Source organism: Pseudomonas sp. 18173, from assembly GCF_050432945.1.
Taxonomy (GTDB): Bacteria; Pseudomonadota; Gammaproteobacteria; order Pseudomonadales; family Pseudomonadaceae; genus Aquipseudomonas.
Genome location: NZ_JBKFTN010000001.1, coordinates 358,162 through 380,677, shown reverse-complemented (window position 1 = coordinate 380,677; position 22,516 = coordinate 358,162). Strand labels below are relative to the sequence as shown.

The 22,516-nt window shown below is 61.2% G+C and carries 20 protein-coding genes; 16 read left to right on the top strand and 4 right to left on the bottom strand.

The genetic code is table 11. The features are described from left to right. Positions 1–267 precede the first annotated feature (267 nt). The 16 genes from mraZ to lpxC all read left to right on the top strand — a co-directional run bounded on the left by mraZ (position 268) and on the right by lpxC (position 18,071). Complete coding sequence (gene mraZ / locus ACLD1X_RS01695) at positions 268–723, top strand: division/cell wall cluster transcriptional repressor MraZ (protein WP_007917012.1); 456 nt, start codon at positions 268–270, stop codon at positions 721–723. Further along, positions 720–1,667, top strand: a complete 948-nt coding sequence (rsmH, locus tag ACLD1X_RS01690) for a 16S rRNA (cytosine(1402)-N(4))-methyltransferase RsmH (protein WP_007972589.1) — start codon at positions 720–722, stop codon at positions 1,665–1,667. Before mraZ ends, rsmH begins: the two co-directional genes overlap by 4 nt. Beyond that, entirely contained in the window at positions 1,664–1,957 is a 294-nt protein-coding gene (ftsL, locus tag ACLD1X_RS01685; RefSeq protein ID WP_008016694.1) for a cell division protein FtsL, read from the top strand. The genes rsmH and ftsL overlap by 4 nt, the downstream gene beginning before the upstream one ends. Continuing rightward, positions 1,957–3,696 (top strand): peptidoglycan D,D-transpeptidase FtsI family protein, encoded by a 1,740-nt coding sequence (locus ACLD1X_RS01680; protein ID WP_177323553.1) that lies wholly within the window; start codon positions 1,957–1,959, stop codon positions 3,694–3,696. The genes ftsL and ACLD1X_RS01680 overlap by 1 nt, the downstream gene beginning before the upstream one ends. After that, a complete protein-coding gene (locus ACLD1X_RS01675) occupies positions 3,696–5,159 on the top strand; it encodes a UDP-N-acetylmuramoyl-L-alanyl-D-glutamate--2,6-diaminopimelate ligase (RefSeq protein WP_429365851.1) in 1,464 nt (487 codons plus the stop codon). The genes ACLD1X_RS01680 and ACLD1X_RS01675 overlap by 1 nt, the downstream gene beginning before the upstream one ends. After that, complete coding sequence (locus tag ACLD1X_RS01670; protein WP_429365850.1) at positions 5,152–6,519, top strand: UDP-N-acetylmuramoyl-tripeptide--D-alanyl-D-alanine ligase; 1,368 nt, start codon at positions 5,152–5,154, stop codon at positions 6,517–6,519. Before ACLD1X_RS01675 ends, ACLD1X_RS01670 begins: the two co-directional genes overlap by 8 nt. Continuing rightward, on the top strand, positions 6,519–7,601 hold the full coding sequence (gene mraY, locus ACLD1X_RS01665) for a phospho-N-acetylmuramoyl-pentapeptide-transferase (RefSeq protein ID WP_007998264.1): 1,083 nt from the start codon (positions 6,519–6,521) through the stop codon (positions 7,599–7,601). The genes ACLD1X_RS01670 and mraY overlap by 1 nt, the downstream gene beginning before the upstream one ends. A gap of 6 nt (positions 7,602–7,607) precedes the next feature. Then, positions 7,608–8,954, top strand: a complete 1,347-nt coding sequence (gene murD / locus ACLD1X_RS01660) for a UDP-N-acetylmuramoyl-L-alanine--D-glutamate ligase (RefSeq protein WP_429365849.1) — start codon at positions 7,608–7,610, stop codon at positions 8,952–8,954. Further along, on the top strand, positions 8,951–10,168 hold the full coding sequence (gene ftsW, locus ACLD1X_RS01655; RefSeq protein ID WP_429365848.1) for a putative lipid II flippase FtsW: 1,218 nt from the start codon (positions 8,951–8,953) through the stop codon (positions 10,166–10,168). The genes murD and ftsW overlap by 4 nt, the downstream gene beginning before the upstream one ends. Beyond that, positions 10,158–11,228, top strand: a complete 1,071-nt coding sequence (murG, locus tag ACLD1X_RS01650) for an undecaprenyldiphospho-muramoylpentapeptide beta-N-acetylglucosaminyltransferase (RefSeq protein WP_429365847.1) — start codon at positions 10,158–10,160, stop codon at positions 11,226–11,228. The genes ftsW and murG overlap by 11 nt, the downstream gene beginning before the upstream one ends. Beyond that, positions 11,221–12,681 carry a UDP-N-acetylmuramate--L-alanine ligase gene (murC, locus tag ACLD1X_RS01645; protein ID WP_056726218.1) on the top strand — a complete coding sequence of 487 codons (1,461 nt, stop codon included), beginning with the start codon at positions 11,221–11,223 and terminating at the stop codon, positions 12,679–12,681. Before murG ends, murC begins: the two co-directional genes overlap by 8 nt. Further along, on the top strand, positions 12,678–13,634 hold the full coding sequence (locus ACLD1X_RS01640) for a D-alanine--D-alanine ligase (RefSeq protein ID WP_429365846.1): 957 nt from the start codon (positions 12,678–12,680) through the stop codon (positions 13,632–13,634). The genes murC and ACLD1X_RS01640 overlap by 4 nt, the downstream gene beginning before the upstream one ends. A gap of 4 nt (positions 13,635–13,638) precedes the next feature. Then, positions 13,639–14,505, top strand: a complete 867-nt coding sequence (locus ACLD1X_RS01635; RefSeq protein WP_429365845.1) for a cell division protein FtsQ/DivIB — start codon at positions 13,639–13,641, stop codon at positions 14,503–14,505. A gap of 15 nt (positions 14,506–14,520) precedes the next feature. Then, positions 14,521–15,780 carry a cell division protein FtsA gene (gene ftsA / locus ACLD1X_RS01630; protein WP_053123630.1) on the top strand — a complete coding sequence of 420 codons (1,260 nt, stop codon included), beginning with the start codon at positions 14,521–14,523 and terminating at the stop codon, positions 15,778–15,780. 73 nt (positions 15,781–15,853) lie between these two features. Continuing rightward, positions 15,854–17,047 carry a cell division protein FtsZ gene (gene ftsZ / locus ACLD1X_RS01625; protein WP_008016708.1) on the top strand — a complete coding sequence of 398 codons (1,194 nt, stop codon included), beginning with the start codon at positions 15,854–15,856 and terminating at the stop codon, positions 17,045–17,047. A gap of 112 nt (positions 17,048–17,159) precedes the next feature. Further along, positions 17,160–18,071, top strand: coding sequence for a UDP-3-O-acyl-N-acetylglucosamine deacetylase (lpxC, locus tag ACLD1X_RS01620; RefSeq protein ID WP_008016709.1), 912 nt, complete (start codon positions 17,160–17,162; stop codon positions 18,069–18,071). Positions 18,072–18,258: 187 nt separating this feature from the next. On the opposite strand, the gene ACLD1X_RS01615 is transcribed toward lpxC, so the two are convergent. The 4 genes from ACLD1X_RS01615 to ACLD1X_RS01600 form a co-directional block, all read right to left on the bottom strand. Next, complete coding sequence (locus ACLD1X_RS01615; protein WP_429365844.1) at positions 18,259–19,761, bottom strand: sensor domain-containing diguanylate cyclase; 1,503 nt, start codon at positions 19,759–19,761, stop codon at positions 18,259–18,261. 245 nt (positions 19,762–20,006) lie between these two features. After that, positions 20,007–20,231: a hypothetical protein gene (locus ACLD1X_RS01610; protein ID WP_429365926.1), complete on the bottom strand. Its 225-nt coding sequence runs from the start codon at positions 20,229–20,231 to the stop codon at positions 20,007–20,009. Positions 20,232–20,477: 246 nt separating this feature from the next. Then, positions 20,478–21,842 (bottom strand): heavy metal sensor histidine kinase, encoded by a 1,365-nt coding sequence (locus ACLD1X_RS01605; RefSeq protein ID WP_429365843.1) that lies wholly within the window; start codon positions 21,840–21,842, stop codon positions 20,478–20,480. Then, the gene (locus ACLD1X_RS01600) at positions 21,835–22,509 is read right to left on the bottom strand and encodes a heavy metal response regulator transcription factor (protein WP_429365842.1); all 675 of its coding nucleotides are present in this window, start codon (positions 22,507–22,509) and stop codon (positions 21,835–21,837) included. The genes ACLD1X_RS01605 and ACLD1X_RS01600 overlap by 8 nt, the downstream gene beginning before the upstream one ends. Positions 22,510–22,516 lie beyond the last annotated feature (7 nt).

The following is a 22,516-nucleotide window of genomic DNA, read 5'->3' as shown; positions in this document are numbered from 1 at the left end:
TAATACCAAAAAAATCTTACTCTTAATAAATCACTTTAACTTCTGAATGCAGCCTCCTGTGCTGATTCAAGTTATCGGGCAGTTTCATCTGCCGGATTCTCGTTACCCCTCCGTTAATGCTCCTAAATCTCAGTTCTGTAAGGGTTTTCCTTTGATCCGCGCCTTGACGGTGTGGTGGGCGCATTCCTATAGTGTGCGCAAGTGGCGGAAAGTGGCATGAAGTGGGTTTTTTGAACTCAAAACGCTAAAATTTGGAGAAACGCTGACGTGTTTCGCGGAGCCAACGCTATCAGTCTCGATGCAAAGGGCCGTCTCGCCATGCCGAGCCGGTACCGTGACGAGCTCGATTCGCGTAGTTCCGGTCAATTGATCGTAACAATTGATGCCGTTGATCCTTGTTTGTGTGTTTACCCCCTCGATGAGTGGGAAATTATTGAAACCAAACTGCGCGCACTGCCTTCGCTTCGCGAAGAAAACCGCCGCCTGCAACGTTTACTGATTGGCAATGCCGTCGACCTCGAGCTCGATGGCAGTGGTCGTTTCCTGGTTCCGCCGCGTCTTCGCGAATATGCCAAGTTGGATAAGCGCGCGATGTTGGTGGGCCAACTGAACAAGTTCCAATTGTGGGACGAGGATGCCTGGAACGCGGTTTCTGCCGCTGACCTGGCTGCTATTCAACAACCGGGCGCCATGCCTGATGAACTGCGTGATTTGATCCTGTGACTATTGATAGCGGCTTTAACCACATCACCGTACTGCTTGACGAAGCCGTCGAGGCTCTCGCCGTACGTCCTGATGGCTGCTATCTGGATGGCACGTTCGGGCGCGGCGGGCACAGCCGGTTGATCCTCAGCCAGCTCGGTCCCGATGGCCGGTTGCTCGGATTCGACAAAGATCCACAAGCGATTGCCACCGGGCAGACGCTAGCGGCCGAAGACGGCCGCTTTGTCGTTGTGCAGCGCAGCTTTGCCGAGCTCGGTTCGGAAGTCGCCGAACGCGGTCTGGCCGGCAAGGTCAGCGGGGTTCTGCTGGATCTTGGCGTGTCTTCGCCACAGCTCGACGACCCTGAGCGCGGCTTCAGTTTCCTCAATGACGGCCCGCTGGACATGCGCATGGATCCGTCCCGTGGCATCAGCGCTGCCGAATTCGTCAACACCGCACCCGTGGAAGAAATCGCCCGCGTGTTCAAGGAATACGGCGAAGAGCGTTTCTCCGGTCGCATGGCCCGTGCCGTGGCCGAGCGTCGCGATATCAAGCCATTCGAGCGCACCGGTGACCTGGCCGAAGTCCTGAAAGTCGCCAACCCGGCGTGGGAAAAGGGCAAGAACCCTGCAACCCGTGCATTCCAGGGATTGCGTATTCACGTCAACAACGAACTGGGTGATCTGGAGACCGGCCTCGAAGCCGCGCTGGAATGCCTGGAAGTGGGCGGTCGCCTGGTGGTGATCAGCTTCCATTCGCTGGAAGACCGCATCGTCAAACTGTTCATGCGCAAGCTGGTGAAAGGCGAAGCCGACAACCTGCCGCGCAACCTGCCGGTTCGGCACGTCGCCTTCGAACCGAAAATCAAAGTCCATGGCAAAGCGCAGACGGCCTCCGACGCCGAACTCAAAGCCAACCCACGTTCCCGTAGCGCTGTCATGCGTGTGGCGGAGAAGCTGCGGTGAGCAAGCTTTTCGCCAAGCCATTGCCCGGCGGAAGCTTCTTCATGCTGCTGCTGTTTGTTGCCGTGCTCGTTTCGGCCATCGGCGTGTCTTATAGCGCCCACTGGAATCGCCAGTTGTTGAACACGCTGTACAACGAATTGAGCGTGCGCGACAAGGCGCAGGCCGAGTGGGGCCGGTTGATTCTGGAGCAGAGCACCTGGACCGCCCACAGCCGTATCGAAGTGCTGGCCACCGAACAGTTGAAAATGCACATCCCCGGTGCCGCTGACGTGAAGATGGTGGCGCCATGATGAAACTCGAGGGGGCACTCTTTCCCTGGCGGTTCCGCGTGGTCCTGGGTTTGCTCGGCGTCATGGTGGCTGCGATTGCCTGGCGCATCATCGACCTGCAAGTGGTCGACCGTGACTTCCTTAAAGGTCAGGGCGATGCACGCAGTGTCCGTCATATTCCGATTCCGGCTCACCGCGGTCTGATCACCGACCGTAACGGCGAGCCTCTGGCCGTCAGTACTCCGGTAACCACGCTGTGGGCCAACGCCAAGGAAATGCAGCTGGAAAAAGACAAGTGGCCAGCATTGGCCGCCGCGCTGGGGCAAGATCCCAAGGCCCTGACCGAGCGTCTTGAAGCCCAGGCCAACAAGGAATTCATCTACCTGGTGCGCGGGCTGACGCCTGAGCAGGGGCAGGCCGTGCTCGACCTGAAGGTGCCGGGTGTCTATGGCATCGAAGAGTTCCGGCGTTTTTATCCTGCCGGCGAAGTCACCGCCCATATGGTCGGGTTTACCGACATCGACGATCACGGTCGTGAAGGTGTCGAACTGGCCTACGACGAATGGCTGGCCGGGGTCCCCGGCAAGCGCCAGGTGATCAAGGACCGGCGCGGCCGGTTGATCAAGGATGTCCAGGTCACCAAAAACGCCAAGGCCGGCAAGCCCTTGGCGTTGTCCATTGACCTGCGCCTGCAATACCTGGCCAACCGCGAATTGCGCAACGCGATCATCGAGAACGGCGCCAAGGCCGGCAGCCTGGTGATCATGGACGTGAAGACCGGCGAGATTCTCGCGATGGTCAACCAGCCGACCTACAACCCGAACAACCGTCGCAACCTGCAACCGGCGATGATGCGCAACCGCGCGATGATCGACGTGTTCGAACCCGGTTCGACCATGAAGGCGATCTCGATGAGCGCCGCGATCGAAACCGGCCGCTGGAAGCCGAGCGACACGGTCGAGGTGTATCCGGGTTCGTTGCAGATCGGCAAGTACACCATCAAGGACGTATCCAAGACCGAAGGCCCGGTGCTCGACCTGACCGGCATCCTGATCAACTCCAGTAACGTCGGCATGAGCAAGGTCGCGTTCGACATCGGCGGCGAAACGATTTTCCGCCTGGCGCAGAAAGTCGGCCTCGGCCAGGACACCGGCCTGGGCTTCCCGGGCGAGCGCGTCGGCAACCTGCCGAACTACCGCGAATGGCGCAAGGCGGAAACCGCCACGCTGTCCTACGGCTACGGTATCTCCGTGACCGCGATCCAGTTGGTCCACGCCTTCTCGGCCCTGGCCAACAACGGTCGCCTCGCCCCGTTGACGCTGATCAAGACCGACAAGGCGCCGCAAACCACCCAGGTGTTGCCGGAGGCCGTCGCGAAAACCATGCAAGGCATGCTGCAACAAGTGATCGAGGCCCCGCGCGGTGTGTTCCGTGCGCAGGTGCCGGCCTATCACGTGGGCGGCAAATCCGGTACTGCGCGTAAAACCTCGGTGGGCACCAAGGGCTACGCCGAGAACTCCTACCGTTCGCTGTTCGCCGGATTCGGCCCGATGAGCGACCCGCGCTACGCCATCGTGGTCGTCATCGATGAGCCGACCAAGGCCGGTTACTTCGGTGGCCTGGTTTCCGCACCGGTGTTCAGTCGAGTGATGTCGGGCACCCTGCGCCTGATGAATATTACCCCGGACAACCTGCCACCCACTCAACAAGCGAACGCTACACCGGTCGTTCCGCTGAAAGCCAATGGAGGGCGCGGCTGATGTCTCTGAGCCTGAACAAGATTTTCCCTCACGCCGGCCACGATCTGCTGATTCGCGAGCTCGCCCTGGACAGCCGCAATGTGCGCGCGGGTGATCTGTTCCTCGCCGTGCCTGGCGGGAAGTTCGATGGGCGTGCGCACATTGCCGACGCCTTGCAACGCGGTGCTGCTGCAGTGGCCTATGAAGTCGAAGGCGCCACGGTCCTGCCGATCACTGAAGTGCCGCTGATTCCGGTCAAGGGGCTGGCGGCCCAGTTGTCGGACATCGCCGGGCGTTTTTATGGCGAGCCAAGCCATCACCTGAACCTGGTGGGCGTCACCGGCACCAACGGCAAGACCAGCGTGACTCAGCTGGTGGCCCAGGCGCTGGACCTGCTTGGTCAGCATTGTGGTCTGGTTGGCACACTTGGTTGCGGTTTCTACGGCGCGCTGGAAAGCGGCCTGCACACCACGCCGAACCCGATTGCCATGCAGGCGACCCTGGCGGACCTGAAAAAGGCCGGGGCCAAAGCCGTGGCGATGGAAGTTTCTTCCCATGGCCTGGACCAGGGTCGTGTGACGGCACTGGCCTTCGATGTGGCGGTGATGACCAACCTGTCCCGCGATCACCTGGATTACCACGGCACCATGCAGGCCTATGGCGAAGCCAAGGCCAGGCTGTTTGCCTGGAATGATTTGAAATGCCGCGTGGTCAACCTCGACGACGAGTTCGGTCGGCAACTGGCCGCGGACAAGCGCGAGTCGCGACTGATCACCTATAGCCTGGAAGACTCCAGTGCCTACCTGTATTGCCGTCAGGCGCAATTCGACGACGAAGGCGTGCGCGCCACGCTGGTCACGCCACAGGGCGAGCATCTGTTGCGCAGCGCCTTGCTCGGTCGTTTCAACCTGAGCAATGTCCTGGCGGCGGTCGGCGCGTTGCTCGGTCTGGATTACGCGCTGGACGAAATCCTCCAGGTGCTGCCGAAACTCGAAGGCCCGGCCGGGCGCATGCAGCGTCTGGGTGGTGGCTCGCAGCCGTTGGTGGTGGTCGATTACGCGCACACCCCGGATGCCCTGGAAAAAGTACTGCTGGCTCTGCGTCCACACGCCAAGGGCAAGCTGCTATGCCTGTTCGGCTGTGGCGGTGACCGTGATCGCGGCAAGCGTCCGCTGATGGCGGAGGTGGTCGAGCGTCTGGCCGATCGCGTGCTGGTCACCGATGACAATCCGCGTACGGAAGACCCCTCGGTGATTTTCGATGACATCCGCGCCGGTTTCACCGCTGTGGATAAAGTGGAGTTCGTTGCCGGTCGCGGTCAGGCGATTGCCCGGTTGATCGCCAGTGCCTCTGTGGATGACGTGATTGTCCTGGCCGGTAAAGGTCACGAGGACTATCAGGAAATCAACGGCGAGCGTCATGCCTTTTCCGATCTGGTCGAGGCTGATCGCGCCTTGACCGCGTGGGAGGTGGCCCATGCTTGAGGCCTTGAAACTGAGCGAACTGACTGGCGCGCTGAATGCTCGCCTGGTGTCCACCGATGCCAGCTTCGACGGCGTCAGCATCGACAGCCGCGCGATCAAGCCTGGCCAACTGTTCATTGCCCTGGCCGGTCCGCGTTTTGACGGTCATGACTACCTGAATGAAGTCGCCGCCAAAGGCGCGGTCGCCGCGCTGGTCGAGCGCGAAGTCGCCGATAGCACCTTGCCGCAATTGCTGGTCAAGGACGCCCGCCAGGCCCTCGGCCAGTTGGGCGCGCTCAATCGTGCGGCGTTCACCAAGCCTGTCGCCGCCGTCACCGGTTCCAGCGGCAAGACCACGGTCAAGGAAATGCTCGCAAGCATCCTGCGTACCCGCGGTTCGGTACTGGCGACCCGTGGCAACCTGAACAACGACCTCGGCGTGCCGCTGACCCTGCTCGAACTCGCCCCGGAACACGACGCGGCGGTGATCGAGTTGGGCGCATCGCGTCTGGGTGAAATCGCATACACCGTGGGGCTGACCAGGCCACACGTGGCGATCCTCAATAACGCAGGGACCGCCCACGTAGGCGAGTTCGGCGGGCCGGAGAAAATCGTCGAGGCCAAGGGCGAAATCATCGAAGGGCTGGCGGCCGATGGCGTCGCCGTACTCAACCTCGATGACAAGGCGTTTGGCATCTGGAAAGCCCGCGCAGGCAACCGCAAGGTGCTGACGTTTGCCCTGAGCAACACACAGGCGGATTTCCACGCCAGTGACCTGGCCACCGATGCCCGTGGTTGCCCGGCGTTCAATCTGCATGGCCCGGAAGGTGTGGAGCGCGTTCAATTGAACCTGCTCGGCACCCACAACGTCGCCAACGCCATGGCCGCCGCCGCTGCCGCCCATGCCTTGGGTGTGTCGCTGTTCGGCATCGCCACCGGTCTTGGCGCGGTGCAACCGGTCAAGGGCCGGACCGTCGCGCAACTGGCCACTAATGGCATGCGCGTTATCGATGACACTTACAACGCCAATCCCACCTCCATGTGCGCCGCCGTTGATATACTGGCCGGCTTTTCCGGTCGCACCGTCCTGGTGCTCGGAGATATCGGCGAGTTGGGCGAATGGGCGGAGCAGGGGCACCGCGACGTGGGCGCGTACGCCCGTGGCAAGGTTTCTGCGCTGTACGCCGTCGGGCCAATGATGGCTCACGCCGTGAACGCCTTCGGTCCTCAGGCTTTTCACTTCAGCACGCAGGCTGAACTGATCAAGGCCCTGGGCGCCGAACAAGACACAAACACCACCATTTTGATCAAGGGATCGCGCAGCGCTGCGATGGAAAACGTCGTCGCCGCCTTGTGCGGGTCCAGTCTGGAGAAACATTAATGCTGCTGCTGCTAGCGGAGTATCTGCAACAGTTCTACAAAGGCTTCGCGGTCTTCCAGTACCTGACCCTGCGCGGGATTCTCGGTGTACTGACCGCGCTGGTCCTGTCGCTGTGCTATGGCCCCTGGATGATTCGCACGTTGCAGAACCGTCAGATCGGTCAATCCGTTCGCAACGACGGCCCGCAGTCGCACCTGTCCAAGTCGGGTACGCCGACCATGGGCGGCGCGCTGATTCTGTCGTCCATCGGTGTCAGCACCCTGCTCTGGGCTGACCTGAGCAATCGTTACGTCTGGGTCGTGTTGCTGGTGACCTTGCTGTTCGGCGCCATCGGCTGGGTCGACGACTACCGCAAGGTCATCGAGAAAAACTCCCGCGGCCTGCCAAGCCGCTGGAAGTATTTCTGGCAGTCGGTGTTTGGCCTGGGTGCGGCGATCTTCCTTTATGTGACCGCCGCCACTCCGGTGGAAACCACACTGATCCTGCCGATGCTCAAGGACTACAGCATTCCGCTGGGCGCAGGCTTCATCGTCCTGACCTATTTCGTGATTGTCGGTTCGAGCAACGCGGTCAACCTGACCGACGGCCTCGACGGCCTGGCGATCATGCCGACGGTGATGGTGGGCGGTGGCCTGGGCATTTTCTGCTACCTGTCGGGTAACGTGAAATTCGCCGAATACCTGCTGATTCCCTACGTACCGGGCGCGGGTGAGCTGATTGTGTTCTGCGGCGCGTTGATTGGTGCGGGCCTGGGTTTCCTCTGGTTCAACACCTATCCGGCTCAAGTCTTCATGGGCGACGTCGGCGCACTGGCGCTAGGCGCGGCCCTGGGCACCATCGCGGTGATTGTTCGTCAGGAAATTGTCCTGTTCATCATGGGCGGCGTGTTCGTGATGGAAACCCTGTCCGTGGTCATTCAGGTCGCCTCTTTCAAACTGACCGGTCGCCGCGTATTCCGCATGGCGCCCATTCACCACCACTTTGAACTCAAGGGCTGGCCCGAGCCACGCGTGATCGTCCGTTTCTGGATCATCACCGTGATTCTCGTGCTGATCGGCCTTGCCACCCTGAAGCTGAGGTAGAAACTCGTGTCTCTGATCGCTTCTGACCACTTCCGCATCGTTGTCGGCCTCGGCAAGAGCGGCATGTCCCTGGTTCGCTTCCTGGCGAACCGGGGCGTGGCGTTTGCCGTGGCCGATACGCGGGAAAATCCGCCGGAACTGGCCACGCTCAAGCGTGACTATCCGCACGTGGAAGTGCGTTGTGGCGAGCTGGATGTCGAGTTCCTGTGCCGTGCCGACGAGCTCTACGTGAGCCCCGGCCTGGCGCTGGCGACCCCGGCCCTGCAGGCCGCCGCAGCCCGTGGCGTGAAATTGTCCGGCGACATCGAGCTGTTCGCGCGTAACGCGAAGGCGCCGATCGTGGCCATCAGCGGTTCCAACGCGAAAAGCACCGTCACCACCCTGGTCGGCGAGATGGCGGCTGCGGCCGGCAAGCGCGTCGCGGTGGGCGGCAACCTCGGCACCCCGGCGCTGGATCTGCTCAGTGACGACGTCGAGCTGTACGTGATGGAACTGTCGAGCTTCCAGCTGGAAACCACCGACCAGCTCAACGCTGAAGTGGCGACCGTGCTCAACGTCAGCGAAGACCACATGGATCGCTACAGCGGTCTGCCGGCGTACCACCTGGCCAAGCACCGGATCTTCCGTGGTGCCCGGCAGTTCGTGGTCAATCGCCAGGATGCCCTGAGCCGTCCCCTGATGGGCGAGGGCCAGCCATGCTGGACCTTCGGCCTGAGCAAACCGGATTTCAAGGCCTTCGGTATCCGTGAAGAAGACGGCGAGAAATACCTGGCCTTCGAATTCCAGAACCTGATGCCGGTGCGCGAGTTGAAGATTCGCGGCGCCCATAACCAGTCCAACGCCCTGGCGGCCCTGGCCCTGGGCCATGCGGTCGGCCTGCCATTCGATGCCATGCTGTCGAGCCTGCGCACCTTCGCTGGCCTCGAGCATCGCTGCCAATGGGTCCGTGACCTCGACGGCGTGGGTTACTACAACGATTCCAAGGCCACCAACGTCGGTGCTGCGCTGGCCGCCATCGAAGGTCTTGGCGCAGACATCAAGGGCAAGGTCGTGCTGATCGCCGGTGGCGACGGCAAGGGTGCGGAGTTCAAGGACCTGCGCGATCCAGTGGCGGCCAACTGCCGCGCCGTGGTGCTGATGGGCCGCGACTCCGACAAGATCGGCGAGGCCATCGGCGACGCCGTGCCGCTGATCCGCGCCGGTTCCCTGATCGAAGCGGTCGAGCAATGCCGCGCCGCCGCACAGCCGGGCGACGTGGTACTGCTGTCGCCAGCCTGCGCCAGTTTCGACATGTTCAAGAACTACGAAGACCGTGGTCACCAGTTCGTCCAAGCCGTGGAGGATCTGGCATGAGCCTCAAAGGCATCATCAAGCCGTATCCGTCGCCGATCATCACCGGTCGCGGTATCGACCTCGATTTCCCGATGCTCGCCGGTTGCCTGGCGTTGCTCGGCCTGGGGCTGATCATGATTGCCTCGGCATCGACCGAAGTGGCGGCCGTGCAGTCGGGCAGCGCCCTGTACTACATGATTCGCCACCTTATCTACGTGGTGCTGGGCCTGGGTGCCTGCATCGTCACCATGATGATCCCGATTGCCACCTGGCAACGCCTGGGCTGGCTGATGCTGCTGGGTGCGTTCGGTTTGCTGGTGATGGTGATCGTTCCGGGGATCGGCCGTGAGGTTAACGGCTCGATGCGCTGGATCGGCTTCAGTTTCTTCAACGTCCAGCCCTCCGAGATCGCCAAGGTGTTCGTGGTGATCTACCTCGCCGGTTATCTGGTGCGTCGCCAGAAAGAAGTGCGGGAAAGCTGGATGGGCTTTTTCAAGCCGTTCATCGTGCTGTTGCCGATGGCGGGCCTGCTGCTGATGGAGCCGGACTTCGGTGCCACCGTCGTGATGATGGGGGCGGCGGCGGCGATGCTGTTCCTTGGCGGCGTCGGGCTGTTCCGTTTTTCCCTGATGGTGGTCCTGGCCGTCGGAGCGGTGGTGCTGTTGATTCAGATGCAGCCGTATCGAATGGCGCGCCTGACCAACTTTGCCGACCCGTGGGCGGACCAGTTCGGTGCCGGCTATCAGTTGTCCCAGGCATTGATCGCATTCGGTCGTGGCGAATGGCTGGGCGTTGGCCTGGGCAACAGCGTACAGAAACAGTTCTACCTGCCGGAAGCCCACACCGACTTCGTGTTCTCGGTGCTCGCCGAAGAGCTGGGTGCCGTGGGTTCGCTATGCACCGTGGCACTGTTCGTCTTCGTGTGTATTCGTGGCATGTACATCGGTTTGTGGGCTGAGAAGGCCAAGCAGTTTTTCGCCGCTTATGTCGCCTACGGCTTGTCGTTCCTGTGGATTGGTCAATTCCTGATCAACATCGGCGTGAACGTGGGCTTGCTGCCGACCAAGGGGCTGACCCTGCCGTTCCTCAGCTATGGCGGCAGCTCGTTGGTTATTTGCTGTGCCTGTCTCGGCTTGTTGCTGCGCATCGAGTGGGAAAGTCGAACCCACCTGGGCAGCGAGGAGATGGAGTTCCATGAGAGCGACTTCGCCGAGGAGCCGAACCATGGGCGCTAACGTGATGATCATGGCTGGCGGCACCGGTGGCCACGTGTTCCCGGCGCTGGCCTGTGCCCGCGAATTCCAGGCGCGCGGCTATACCGTGCACTGGCTCGGCACGCCGCGTGGCATCGAGAACGATCTGGTGCCGGCGGCCGGTATCGAGTTGCACCGGATCAATGCCAGCGGTCTGCGCGGCAAGGGCAAGCTGTCACTGCTCAAGGCACCGTTCATGTTGCTCAAGTCGGTCTGGCAGGCGCGCGCGATCATTCGCCGTCTGCAACCGGTCTGCGTCGTGGGCTTTGGTGGTTTTGTGACCGGTCCTGGTGGTGTTGCGGCCAAACTGGCCGGTGTGCCGGTGATCGTTCATGAGCAGAACGCCGTGGCCGGTACCGCCAATCGGTTGCTGGTGCCGTTGGCCGCCCGAGTCTGTGAAGCGTTCCCCGACACCTTTACCCTGTCCAGCAGCCGGCGGACCACCGGAAATCCGGTGCGCACCGAACTGTTCCTCGAGACATCGCGACCTGCCCTGGCCGGTCGCAAGGCGCGTTTGCTGATTCTGGGCGGAAGCCTGGGCGCAGAACCGTTGAACAAGTTGCTGCCTGAAGCCCTGTCGCAAGTCGCTGCCGATTTGCGTCCGGAAGTGTTCCATCAGGCCGGCAAAAACCACGATGAAGTGACTGCAGAGCGCTATCGCGCGGCTGGCGTCGAGGCGCAGGTGCAGCCTTTCATCAAAGACATGGCCCAAGCCTATGGCTGGGCCGACCTGGTGGTATGTCGCGCAGGCGCGCTGACCATCAGTGAACTGGCCGCCGCCGGTCTGCCCTCGATGCTGGTGCCTTTGCCTCACGCCATCGACGATCACCAGACCCGCAACGCCGAATATTTGGCCCGTGAAGGCGCAGCCTTCCTGATGCCGCAGAGAACGACTGGCGCAGCGGATCTTGCCGCTCGCCTGACAGAGGTCCTGATGCAACCACAACGACTCAACGAAATGGCTAGCGCGGCACGCCGCCTCGCCAAACCCGATGCCACCCGTAACGTGGTCGACAGTTGCCTGGAGGTGGCCCATGGTTGAGAGTCAGAAAGCCATGCCACAACCGGAAATGCGCCGTATCCGTCGCATCCACTTCGTCGGTATCGGCGGCGTGGGCATGTGCGGGATTGCCGAAGTGTTGCTGAACCTGGGTTATGCCGTGTCCGGTTCCGACCTCAAGGCTTCGCCTGTGACTGAACGCCTGGAGTCCTTCGGGGCGCAGATCTTCATCGGCCACCGCGCCGAGAACGCTGCGGCCGCTGACGTGCTGGTGGTGTCGAGTGCCGTCAACACCTCCAACCCGGAAGTCGCTACCGCGCTGGAGCGCCGTATTCCGGTGGTGCCGCGTGCAGAGATGCTGGCCGAGCTGATGCGTTATCGCCATGGCATCGCCGTTGCCGGTACCCACGGCAAAACCACCACCACCAGCCTGATCGCTTCGGTGTTCGCCGCCGGTGGCCTGGACCCGACGTTCGTGATCGGTGGCCGCCTGAATGCCGCGGGTACCAATGCCCAGCTCGGCACCAGCCGTTACCTGATCGCCGAAGCCGACGAAAGCGACGCCAGCTTCCTGCATTTGCAGCCGCTGGTGGCCGTGGTCACCAACATCGACGCCGATCACATGGCGACCTACGACGGTGACTTCAACAAGCTGAAGAAAACCTTCGTCGAATTCCTGCACAACCTGCCGTTCTACGGTCTGGCGGTAGTGTGCCTGGACGATCCGGTGGTGCGTGAAATCCTGCCGCAGGTGAAACGTCCGACCGTTACCTATGGCTTCGGCGAAGACTGCGACGTGCGCGCCATCAATGTACGCCAGCAAGGCATGCAGACCTTCTTCACCGTGCTGCGCCCTGACCGCGAGCCGCTGGATGTTTCGGTCAACATGCCGGGTAACCACAACGTATTGAACGCTCTGGCAACCATCTGCATTGCCACCGACGAAGGCGTCAGCGATGAAGCCATCGTCCAGGGCCTGTCCGGGTTCCAGGGTGTCGGCCGACGCTTCCAGGTCTACGGCGAACTGCCGGTGGAAGGCGGCAATGTGATGCTGGTCGATGACTACGGTCACCACCCGACGGAAGTCGCGGCCGTGATCAAGGCCGTACGCGGTGGCTGGCCGGAGCGCCGCCTGGTGATGGTCTACCAGCCGCATCGCTACAGCCGCACCCGTGACCTGTACGACGATTTCGTCAATGTACTGGCCGATGCCAACGTACTGCTGCTGATGGAAGTCTATCCGGCCGGCGAAGAGCCGATTCCGGGTGCCGACAGCCGCAAGCTGTGCAACAGCATCCGTCAGCGTGGCCAGCTCGACCCGATCTACATCGAGCGTGGTGTCGACCTTGCGCCAGTGGTCAAGCCGCTGCTGCGCGCCGGTGACATCCTGCTGTGCCAGGGCGCCGGTGATATCGGCGGTCTCGCACCAAAACTGCTGAAGAGTGAGCTGTTCGCCGGCGCCGTAGCCGCACCGGAGAAGGGGAAGTTGAAATGACTGCTGCCTACGCCAACCTGGTCTCCACGATCGCGCCGAAAGATTTCGGCCGCGTCGCCGTGCTGTTCGGCGGCAAGAGTGCCGAGCGCGAAGTCTCCCTGAAGTCGGGCAACGCCGTACTCGACGCGCTGCTGAGCGCCGGTGTGGATGCATTCGGCCTCGACGTGGGCGATGACCTGCTGCAGCGTCTGCAGAGCGAAAAGATCGACCGCGCCTTCATCATCCTCCACGGTCGCGGCGGTGAAGACGGCAGCATGCAGGGCCTGCTCGAATGCCTGGGCATTCCGTACACCGGCAGCGGCATCCTGGCCTCGGCCCTGGCCATGGACAAACTGCGCACCAAGCAGGTCTGGCACGCTCTGGGCATTCCGACGCCACGTCACGCGGTCCTGTGCAGCGAGGCTGATTGTATTTCGGCGGCGACGGAACTGGGCTTCCCTTTGATCGTCAAACCGGCCCATGAAGGTTCAAGTATCGGGATGGCCAAAGTGAGTTCCTCTCCTGCGTTGATCGACGCATGGAAAGCGGCCAGTACCTACGATTCGCAAGTGTTGGTCGAGCAATGGATCCACGGTCCGGAGTTCACCATCGCCACCCTGCGTGACCAGGTGTTGCCACCGATTGCCCTGGGCACGACGCACAGCTTCTACGACTACGACGCCAAGTACATCGCCAACGATACCCAGTACCGCATTCCGTGCGGTCTGGACAGCGCCAAGGAACGGGAACTCATGGACCTCACGGCCAAGGCCTGTGAAGCGCTGGGTATCGCCGGTTGGGGCAGGGCAGACGTAATGCAGGACGCCGACGGGCAGTTCTGGTTCCTGGAAGTCAACACCGCACCGGGCATGACCGATCACAGCCTGGTGCCGATGGCGGCCCGTGCCGCCGGTCTGGATTTCCAGCAACTGGTCCTGGCGATTTTAGCCGCAAGCATCGAGCCACGAGGTTAAGACCATGCAAGGCGCTCAGCTCAGACATCAGCCTCCCGCACCCGGCCGCAAGCCGGTGCCACGGGGTGCCAGCCGAATGGTGGCCAAAGAGCCGATGTCCGTGCGCCTGCCGAAAGCCAACTTCGGTTTTCTCAAAGCGTTGTTCTGGCCGGTGCTGCTGGTGGCTTTGGGCTTCGGTACTTACGAAGGCGCGACACGGTTGTTGCCCTATGCCGACCGGCCGATCACCAAGATCAACGTGCAGGGCGACCTGAGTTACATCAGCCAGCAAGCGGTGCAGCAGCGAATCGCCCCGTACGTGGCGTCGAGCTTCTTCACCATCGACCTGGCGAGCATGCGCACCGAGCTGGAACAGATGCCATGGATTGCCCACGCCGAAGTGCGCAGGGTGTGGCCGGATCAAGTGGTGATCCGCCTGGAAGAACAACTGCCGGTGGCTCGCTGGGGCGACGAATCGCTGTTGAACAACCAGGGGCAGGCGTTTACGCCGCGCGAGCTGGCGAATTACGAACATCTGCCGCAGCTGTTCGGCCCACAGCGGGCCCAGCAGCAAGTGATGCAGCAATACCAGGTATTGAGCCAGATGCTCAGGCCGCTGGGCTTCTCGATTGCGCGCCTGGAGTTGCGTGATCGCGGCAGCTGGTTCCTGACCACCGGCCCCGGCAGTGCCGGCCCGGGTATCGAACTGCTGCTGGGACGCGGCAACCAGGTGGAAAAGATGCGCCGCTTTATTGCCATCTATGACAAGACGCTCAAAGAACAGATTACGAACATTGCGCGCATCGATCTGCGCTACGCCAACGGCCTCGCCGTTGGCTGGCGGGAACCTGTAGCGCCTACGACAGCCCAACCCGCTGTCGCGAAGAATTAAGAGAGGCAGGACCCCATGGCAAACGTGCAAAGCGGCAAAATGATCGTCGGTCTCGATATCGGCACCTCCAAGGTGGTGGCGCTGGTGGGTGAGGTTTCGGACGACGGCACGCTGGAAATCGTCGGGATCGGTACCCATCCGTCCCGTGGCCTGAAAAAAGGCGTGGTGGTGAACATCGAGTCCACCGTGCAATCGATCCAGCGCGCCATCGAAGAAGCGCAGCTGATGGCGGGTTGCCGTATTCACTCGGCGTTCGTCGGTGTGGCCGGCAATCACATCCGCAGCCTGAACTCCCACGGCATCGTGGCGATTCGCGATCGCGAAGTCAGCTCGGCGGACCTTGAGCGCGTGCTCGACGCGGCCCAGGCCGTGGCGATCCCGGCTGACCAGCGCGTGCTGCACACCCTGCCGCAGGATTACGTGATCGATAACCAGGAAGGCGTCCGCGAGCCACTGGGCATGTCCGGCGTGCGTCTGGAGGCCAAGGTCCACGTGGTCACCTGCGCCGTCAACGCCGCACAGAACATTGAAAAATGCGTGCGTCGCTGCGGTCTGGAAATCGACGACATCATTCTCGAACAGCTGGCTTCCGCGTATTCGGTGCTGACCGATGACGAGAAAGAGCTGGGCGTGTGCCTGGTGGACATCGGTGGCGGTACCACCGACATCGCGATCTTCACCGAAGGCGCGATTCGTCACACCGCAGTGATCCCGATTGCCGGCGACCAGGTGACCAACGACATCGCCATGGCGTTGCGCACCCCGACCCAGTACGCCGAAGAAATCAAGATTCGCTACGCCTGCGCCCTGGCCAAGCTGGCCGGTGCCGGTGAAACCATCAAGGTGCCAAGCGTTGGCGACCGTCCGCCGCGCGAGCTGTCCCGCCAGGCCCTGGCCGAAGTGGTCGAGCCGCGCTACGACGAACTGTTCACGCTGATCCAGGCCGAACTGCGCCGCAGCGGCTACGAAGACCTGATCCCGGCCGGCATCGTGCTGACCGGCGGCACGTCGAAGATGGAAGGCGCAACCGAACTGGCCGAGGAAATCTTCCACATGCCGGTCCGCCTGGGTGTGCCGCATGGCGTGAAAGGTCTGGATGACGTAGTGCGCAACCCGATCTATTCCACCGGCGTCGGCCTGTTGATGTACGGCCTGCAGAAGCAGTCCGACGGCATCTCGTTCTCGGGCATCGGCAGCCGCGACAGCTACAGCAACGAAGAGCCACAGGCTCCGCTGCTGGACCGCCTGAAGAAGTGGGTCCAGGGCAATTTCTGAAGATATACCGCAACACCGTTACACCGAAGCACGCAGTAGGCGAAAAAACTAGAGAATGTAAAGGAGAGGGAAAATGTTCGAACTCGTAGACAACATCCCCGCAAGCCCGGTAATCAAAGTTATCGGTGTCGGCGGTGGCGGCGGCAACGCTGTCAACCACATGGTCAAGAGCAACATCGAAGGCGTCGAATTCATCTGCGCCAACACCGATGCTCAAGCGCTGAAAAACATCGGCGCGCGCACCATCCTGCAACTGGGCACCGGCGTGACCAAGGGCCTGGGCGCTGGCGCCAACCCTGAAGTCGGCCGTCAAGCCGCCCTGGAAGACCGTGAGCGCATCGCCGAAGTGCTGGCCGGCACCAACATGGTGTTCATCACCACTGGCATGGGCGGCGGTACCGGTACCGGTGCTGCGCCGATCATCGCCGAAGTGGCCAAGGAAATGGGCATCCTCACCGTTGCGGTGGTGACCCGTCCGTTCCCGTTCGAAGGCCGCAAGCGTATGCAGATCGCCGACGAAGGCATCCGCATGCTCTCCGAAAGCGTCGACTCGTTGATCACCATTCCGAACGAGAAGCTGCTGACCATCCTCGGTAAAGACGCCAGCCTCTTGTCGGCTTTCGCCAAGGCTGACGATGTACTGGCCGGTGCCGTTCGCGGTATCTCCGACATCATCAAGCGTCCGGGCATGATCAACGTCGACTTCGCCGACGTGCGTACCGTGATGAGCGAAATGGGCATGGCGATGATGGGCACTGGCTGCGCCAGCGGTCCGAACCGTGCACGCGAAGCCACCGAAGCGGCCATTCGCAACCCGCTGCTCGAAGACGTGAACCTGCAAGGCGCTCGCGGTATCCTGGTGAACATTACCGCCGGTCCGGATCTGTCCCTGGGCGAATACTCCGACGTGGGCAGCATCATCGAGGCATTCGCCTCCGAGCACGCGATGGTCAAGGTCGGTACCGTTATCGATCCGGACATGCGCGACGAGCTGCACGTGACCGTCGTTGCCACCGGTCTTGGCGCTAAAATCGAGAAACCTGTTAAGGTCATCGACAACACCGTCCACACCTCGATGGCTGCACAGCCACAACAACAGGCCCCTGTTCGTCAGGAAGCTCCAGCGGTGAACTACCGTGACCTGGACCGTCCGACCGTCATGCGCAACCAGGCCCAGGCCGGTGCTGCGACTGCCGCGAAGATGAATCCGCAAGATGACCTGGACTACCTGGACATCCCGGCTTTCCTGCGTCGTCAGGCCGATTGATGAAATGTATCAGGGGTATTCGGGTGATTGGTGTTCAGCAAAGGTCTGGTCTGCTATCATCGCCAGCCTTTGTTGATACCAGTTCGCAATTTGCGCTGAAGCGGCCCATGCCATGATTAAACAACGCACCCTGAAGAATATTATCCGTGCCACAGGTGTCGGCCTGCACTCCGGGGAGAAGGTCTACCTGACCCTCAAGCCAGCGCCTGTCGACACCGGCATTGTGTTTTGTCGCGCCGACCTCGATCCCGTGGTGCAGATTCCTGCCCGCGCGGAAAACGTTGGTGAAACCACTATGTCGACCACGCTGGTTAACGGTGACGTCAAAGTGGACACGGTAGAGCACCTGCTCTCGGCCATGGCAGGCCTGGGCATCGATAACGCCTACGTCGAGCTCTCCGCGTCCGAAGTCCCGATCATGGATGGTAGCGCCGGACCTTTCGTATTCCTGATTCAATCGGCTGGCCTGGAAGAACAGGACGCCGCCAAGAAGTTCATCCGCATCCTGCGTGAAGTGACAGTGGAAGATGGCGACAAGCGCGCTACTTTCGTCCCTTTCGACGGGTTCAAGGTGAGCTTCGAGATCGATTTCGATCACCCGGTTTTCCGTGACCGCACCCAAAGTGCAAGCGTGGATTTTTCCAGCACTTCGTTCGTAAAAGAAGTCAGCCGCGCCCGTACCTTTGGTTTCATGAGTGACATCGAGTACCTGCGCAAGCACAACCTCGCACTCGGCGGCAGTGTTGAAAACGCTATTGTGGTCGACGCCGATGGCGTACTGAACGAAGACGGCCTTCGTTATGAAGACGAATTCGTGAAGCACAAGATTCTCGATGCAATTGGTGACCTCTACCTGCTGGGCAATAGCCTGATTGGTGAGTTCAAGGGCTTCAAGTCCGGCCACGCACTGAACAACCAGCTGCTGCGCAAGTTGATTGAGCAGACAGATGCCTGGGAAGTCGTGACGTTCGAAGACGCCAGCACTGCACCGATCTCTTACATGCGCCCGGTTGCGGCCGTGTAAGCAAAAAACCTCTCTAGTTTTTTAAAGGCTACCTTCGGGTGGCCTTTTTTTATGCCCTGATTTTATGTTGTCTGGCAGGCCGCCTTCGTCGGAACGCCGCCCGGAGCAAGCCCGCTCCCACAGGGGGACGCGGTCAACTGTGGGAGCGGGCTTGCTCGCGAAGAGGCCGGTCCATTCAGCATAGAGTTCACTTGGCACAAACAACCCGATTACGCCCCGCATCCTTGGCCTGATACAGCGCCTTGTCCGCACTGAACAGCAATTGCTCCAGGCTGATATCACTGGTCGCCGTCCACGTGGCAATGCCGATACTCACGCTCATCGGCGGCTCACCCGGGTCCACCAGCGGCAGTTTTTGCACCGCCTCACGGATATGTTCGGCGATCTTGCGCGCGCCTTCACTGTCGGTTTCGGCCAGGATCACCGAGAACTCCTCACCACCGTAGCGTGCTACCAGATCTGCCGGGCGGTGCACATTGGCGCGGATGACCTCGGCCAATGCGCGCAAGGCTTCATCGCCTGCCTGATGCCCGTGCCGGTCATTGAAGGCCTTGAAGTGATCGGCATCGATCATCAGCAATGACAACGGCTTGCCGCTGCGCTGCGCCCGAAACCATTCATGACGCAGGGTCTGGTCAAGGGATCGACGGTTGGCCACGCCGGTCAAGGCGTCAGTGGCCGCCAATTGCGCCAGTTCCTGCTCGGCACCGTGGCGCAGGCGCAGCTCGCGGCAGAGCAACCAGGTCAGCCACAACAAACCGATGCACAAAACCCCGGTAGCACCGCTGATCACATAGGCGGTGCGGTTCCAGGTGGCGAACACGTCATCGATGGAAAGGGCAACGATGACGGTCAGCGGCAGATTGCCGACCCGGGAAAAGGTGTACAGGCGTCGTTGATGGTCGACACTCGACACGCTTTCGAAAGTTCCACTGCGCTCCTTCAGCATGCGCACGACGTTGGGGCGGCTGGAGAAGCTTTTACCGATGGAGTTCTGTTCCCGGTACGGTTTCTGCGCCAGGAGAATCCCGTCATCGTTGATGATCGCCAACGTGCTGCCGATGCCGATGTCGAGGCTGTTGAACAACTGATCGAAGTAGCTCATGCGCATCGACGCCACCGCGACCCCCATAAACTCACCGGTGGGCGAGGAAATGCGCCGGCTGAAACTGATGCGCCATTCGTCACTGTCATCACAGTCGCAGCGCGGCTTGAACGGTCGGCTGATGAACATGCCGGTGTCGTGATTGGAGACATGGGCCAGGAAATAGTCGCGATCGGCGAAGTTGCCCGGTTTCGGTTCGATCAATGACGAGTCGGCCAGTACGTCGCCGTGCTTGTCCAGCAGCAGGATGTCGCCCTTGTAGCGCGCGGTGGTGGAGCGGTCGAACAGCACCAGGTGACGGATCTGTGGCGAGACCTGTTTCAGATCGTCCCGTTGGGCGGCGGCAATCAGGCCCTGCAAGGTCAAATCATAGAGTTCGACCGTGCGCAGGACATCGGCATCGATCAGTTGCGCAATGGTGGTCGCGCTGCGTGTGGCGGTCTGTTGGGCGTAGGCATGTTCGCGGATCAGCAGGAACGTGACGATGCACAGGATCGAGATGACCGTCAGGGTACTGCCGAAGATCACCATGATCTCGGGTCGCCCGGGCGGGCCTTGAACATGTGGGGTGCGACTTGCGGTCATAGGGCTGACGTCTGCTGGATGGACGTAGTAAGCGTAGTTGCATAAACGTGGCAGCCGGGTGAATCGTTCCTGATGCTCGAACGATTGATCAATGACAGGGGGGCAGTAAGTTTCTTTGCAAAAGCTGCAATGAAAGTTGAGTCGCCACGATAAAAAAAAGCCGCTGACAGCAGCGGCTTTAAGACAACTTTTCAAAGGGAAGAGCCAATGAAAGTGTCGAGGGAAACAGGTGTGACAGCTACGGATCAGCTGTCTTTTTCGGCCTGTGGCTGGGCCTGGGCGCTGGATGCTTGCGGAGCTTGGGCGTCTTGCGCAGCCTTGGCCGTCATCTCGACCTGATGCTCTTCGAACGCCGCGGAGCGTGCGGCGCCATGCGCGACGAAAGTCTGCGATTCTTCCGCCATCGCCAATGGCGACAGGAACAAAGAGGACAAAACGAAAGCGCTGGCAATACCCATACTGTTGGACATCTTTAAAACCTTCTTGCTTGGCAAGTGCTGTTTGGTGCGGGCAAAGATAAGGATCTGGAGCGAAGGGAAAAAGAGCGGATTCATGAAAGGACTGTTGCGGTAACAGCAATAGTTGGTTGACCGCACACTTGTGTTCACCCGAACTTCATGTGGGAGCGAGCCTGCTCGCGAAAGCAACACCTCGGTCCTTGGGTTGCACCGCGTTGCCTGATTCGCGAGCAGGCTCGCTCCCACAAAGGAGAGGTGTCAGACAGGCAGATGAATGCCGAAGGTATTCATCCCGTGGTCGCTGCGCACGAACACATCGCCGCCATGCATCAATGCAATCGCCTTGACGATGGCCAGTCCCAGGCCGTGATTGTTGCCGCTGTTGCTACGCGAAGCATCGACTCGATAGAAACGCTCGAACAGCCGTGGCAGGTGTTCACGGGCAATCGGCGAACCGGGGTTGGCGACGCCGATGCTGACCTGGTGTTCTGCAGCTTCAATGCGCACTTCAATCACCTGCCCCGGCGCGGTGTGCTGCACCGCATTGTTCAGCAGGTTGATCAGCGCCCGGCGCAGATGGGCAATCTCGATGCGCACTTGCGCGTCACCACTGACCTCGACCCGGACCTGAGCGTCTTCGAGAATGAAATCCAGATATTCCAGGGTCGTGGCCACCTCATCGGCCAGCGAGGTGGCGGTGAGTTTGGTCGCCTTGCTGCCCTGGTCGGCGCTGGCGAGGAACAGCATGTCGTTGATGATCGAACGCAGCCGCTCAAGCTCTTCGAGGTTCGATTGCAGCACTTCGAAGTAATGCTCGGCGGAGCGTCCGCGGGTCAATGCGACCTGGGTCTGGCCGATCAGGTTGGTCAGTGGCGAGCGCAATTCGTGGGCGACGTCGGCATTGAACGATTCAAGGCGCGAGTAGGCTTGCTCGACCCGTTCCAGGGTCGAGTTGAACGAGCTGACGAATTGATCGAGTTCCGGCGGCAAGGGTGACAATCGCAAGCGTCCCGAGCGCAACGGCGGGGCCAGGCGCTGGGCTTCCTGGGACAGTTTGATCAGCGGCTTGAGGCCGATCCGCGCCACCCAATAACCCAGCGCCGATGCCAGCAGCACGCCGACGATCGCCAGGCTGATCAGCGCGATCAGCAGTTGATGCTGGGTATGGAAAAACGTTTCGGTGTCGATGGCGATCATGAAGCGCAGCGGTGGGCGCTGGTCCTTGGCCGGGAACTCGCTGACCAGCACTTTCAGCGGATACGGGTGATCCGCCAGTTGCATGTCCCGCGTGCCCAGCGGCCCTTGGGCAAAGGCGCGGACCTGCGGGGTCAGGTTGCCGTATTCGTAGTGCGGATCGCCGCTGATGATCCAGAAACTGATGCGCTTGTCTTCTTCGCTCAGCAGGTTGAGCTTGTTGTTGATCTTCACCCAATGCTCGGGCGTGCCGTAACGGCCGACCGTGGATTCGAGCACGCTGTAGCGCGCATCCAGTTCGGCTTCGGGTAACAGGCCAAGGCCTTTGTCGACCTGCTGGTACAGCGCCCAACCGATCAACAGAAACACCAATAACGCCACCAGGGTGAACATCCCGCTCAGCCGCAAGGCGATTGAATTACTAGACACCACGGCTCTCCAGCACATAACCCATGCCGCGAATGGTGTGCAGCAGTTTCTCTTCGAACGGCCCGTCGAGCTTGGCCCGCAGGCGTTTGATCGCGACTTCGACGACGTTGGCGTCACTGTCGAAATTGATGTCCCAGACCATTTCGGCGATGGCGGTTTTCGAGAGGATTTCACCCTGGCGGCGAGCCAGCACGCTGAGCAGCGAGAACTCCTTGGCGGTCAGGTCCAGCCGTGTGCCGCCACGAGTAGCCTTGCGACTGATCAAATCTATCCACAGGTCGGCGATGCTCACTTGCACTGGCTCATGGCCGCCGCTGCGCCGGGTCAGCGCTTGCAGGCGTGCCACCAGTTCAAGGAAGGAAAACGGTTTGCCCAGATAGTCATCGGCGCCGTCACGCAGGCCTTTGATGCGATCTTCCACACGTTCGCGGGCGGTGAGCATGATCACCGGGGTTTGCTTGCGCGCACGCAAGGCGCGCAACACGCCGAAGCCATCGAGGCCCGGCAACATCACGTCGAGGACGATCACCGCGTAGTCGCTCTCCAGCGCCAGGTGCAGGCCTTCGACCCCGTCCCGCGCCAGATCCACGGTGTAACCCTGTTCCGTCAGACCGCGGTGCAGATAATCCGCGGTTTTTTCCTCGTCTTCGATAATCAGAACACGCATGACCCTG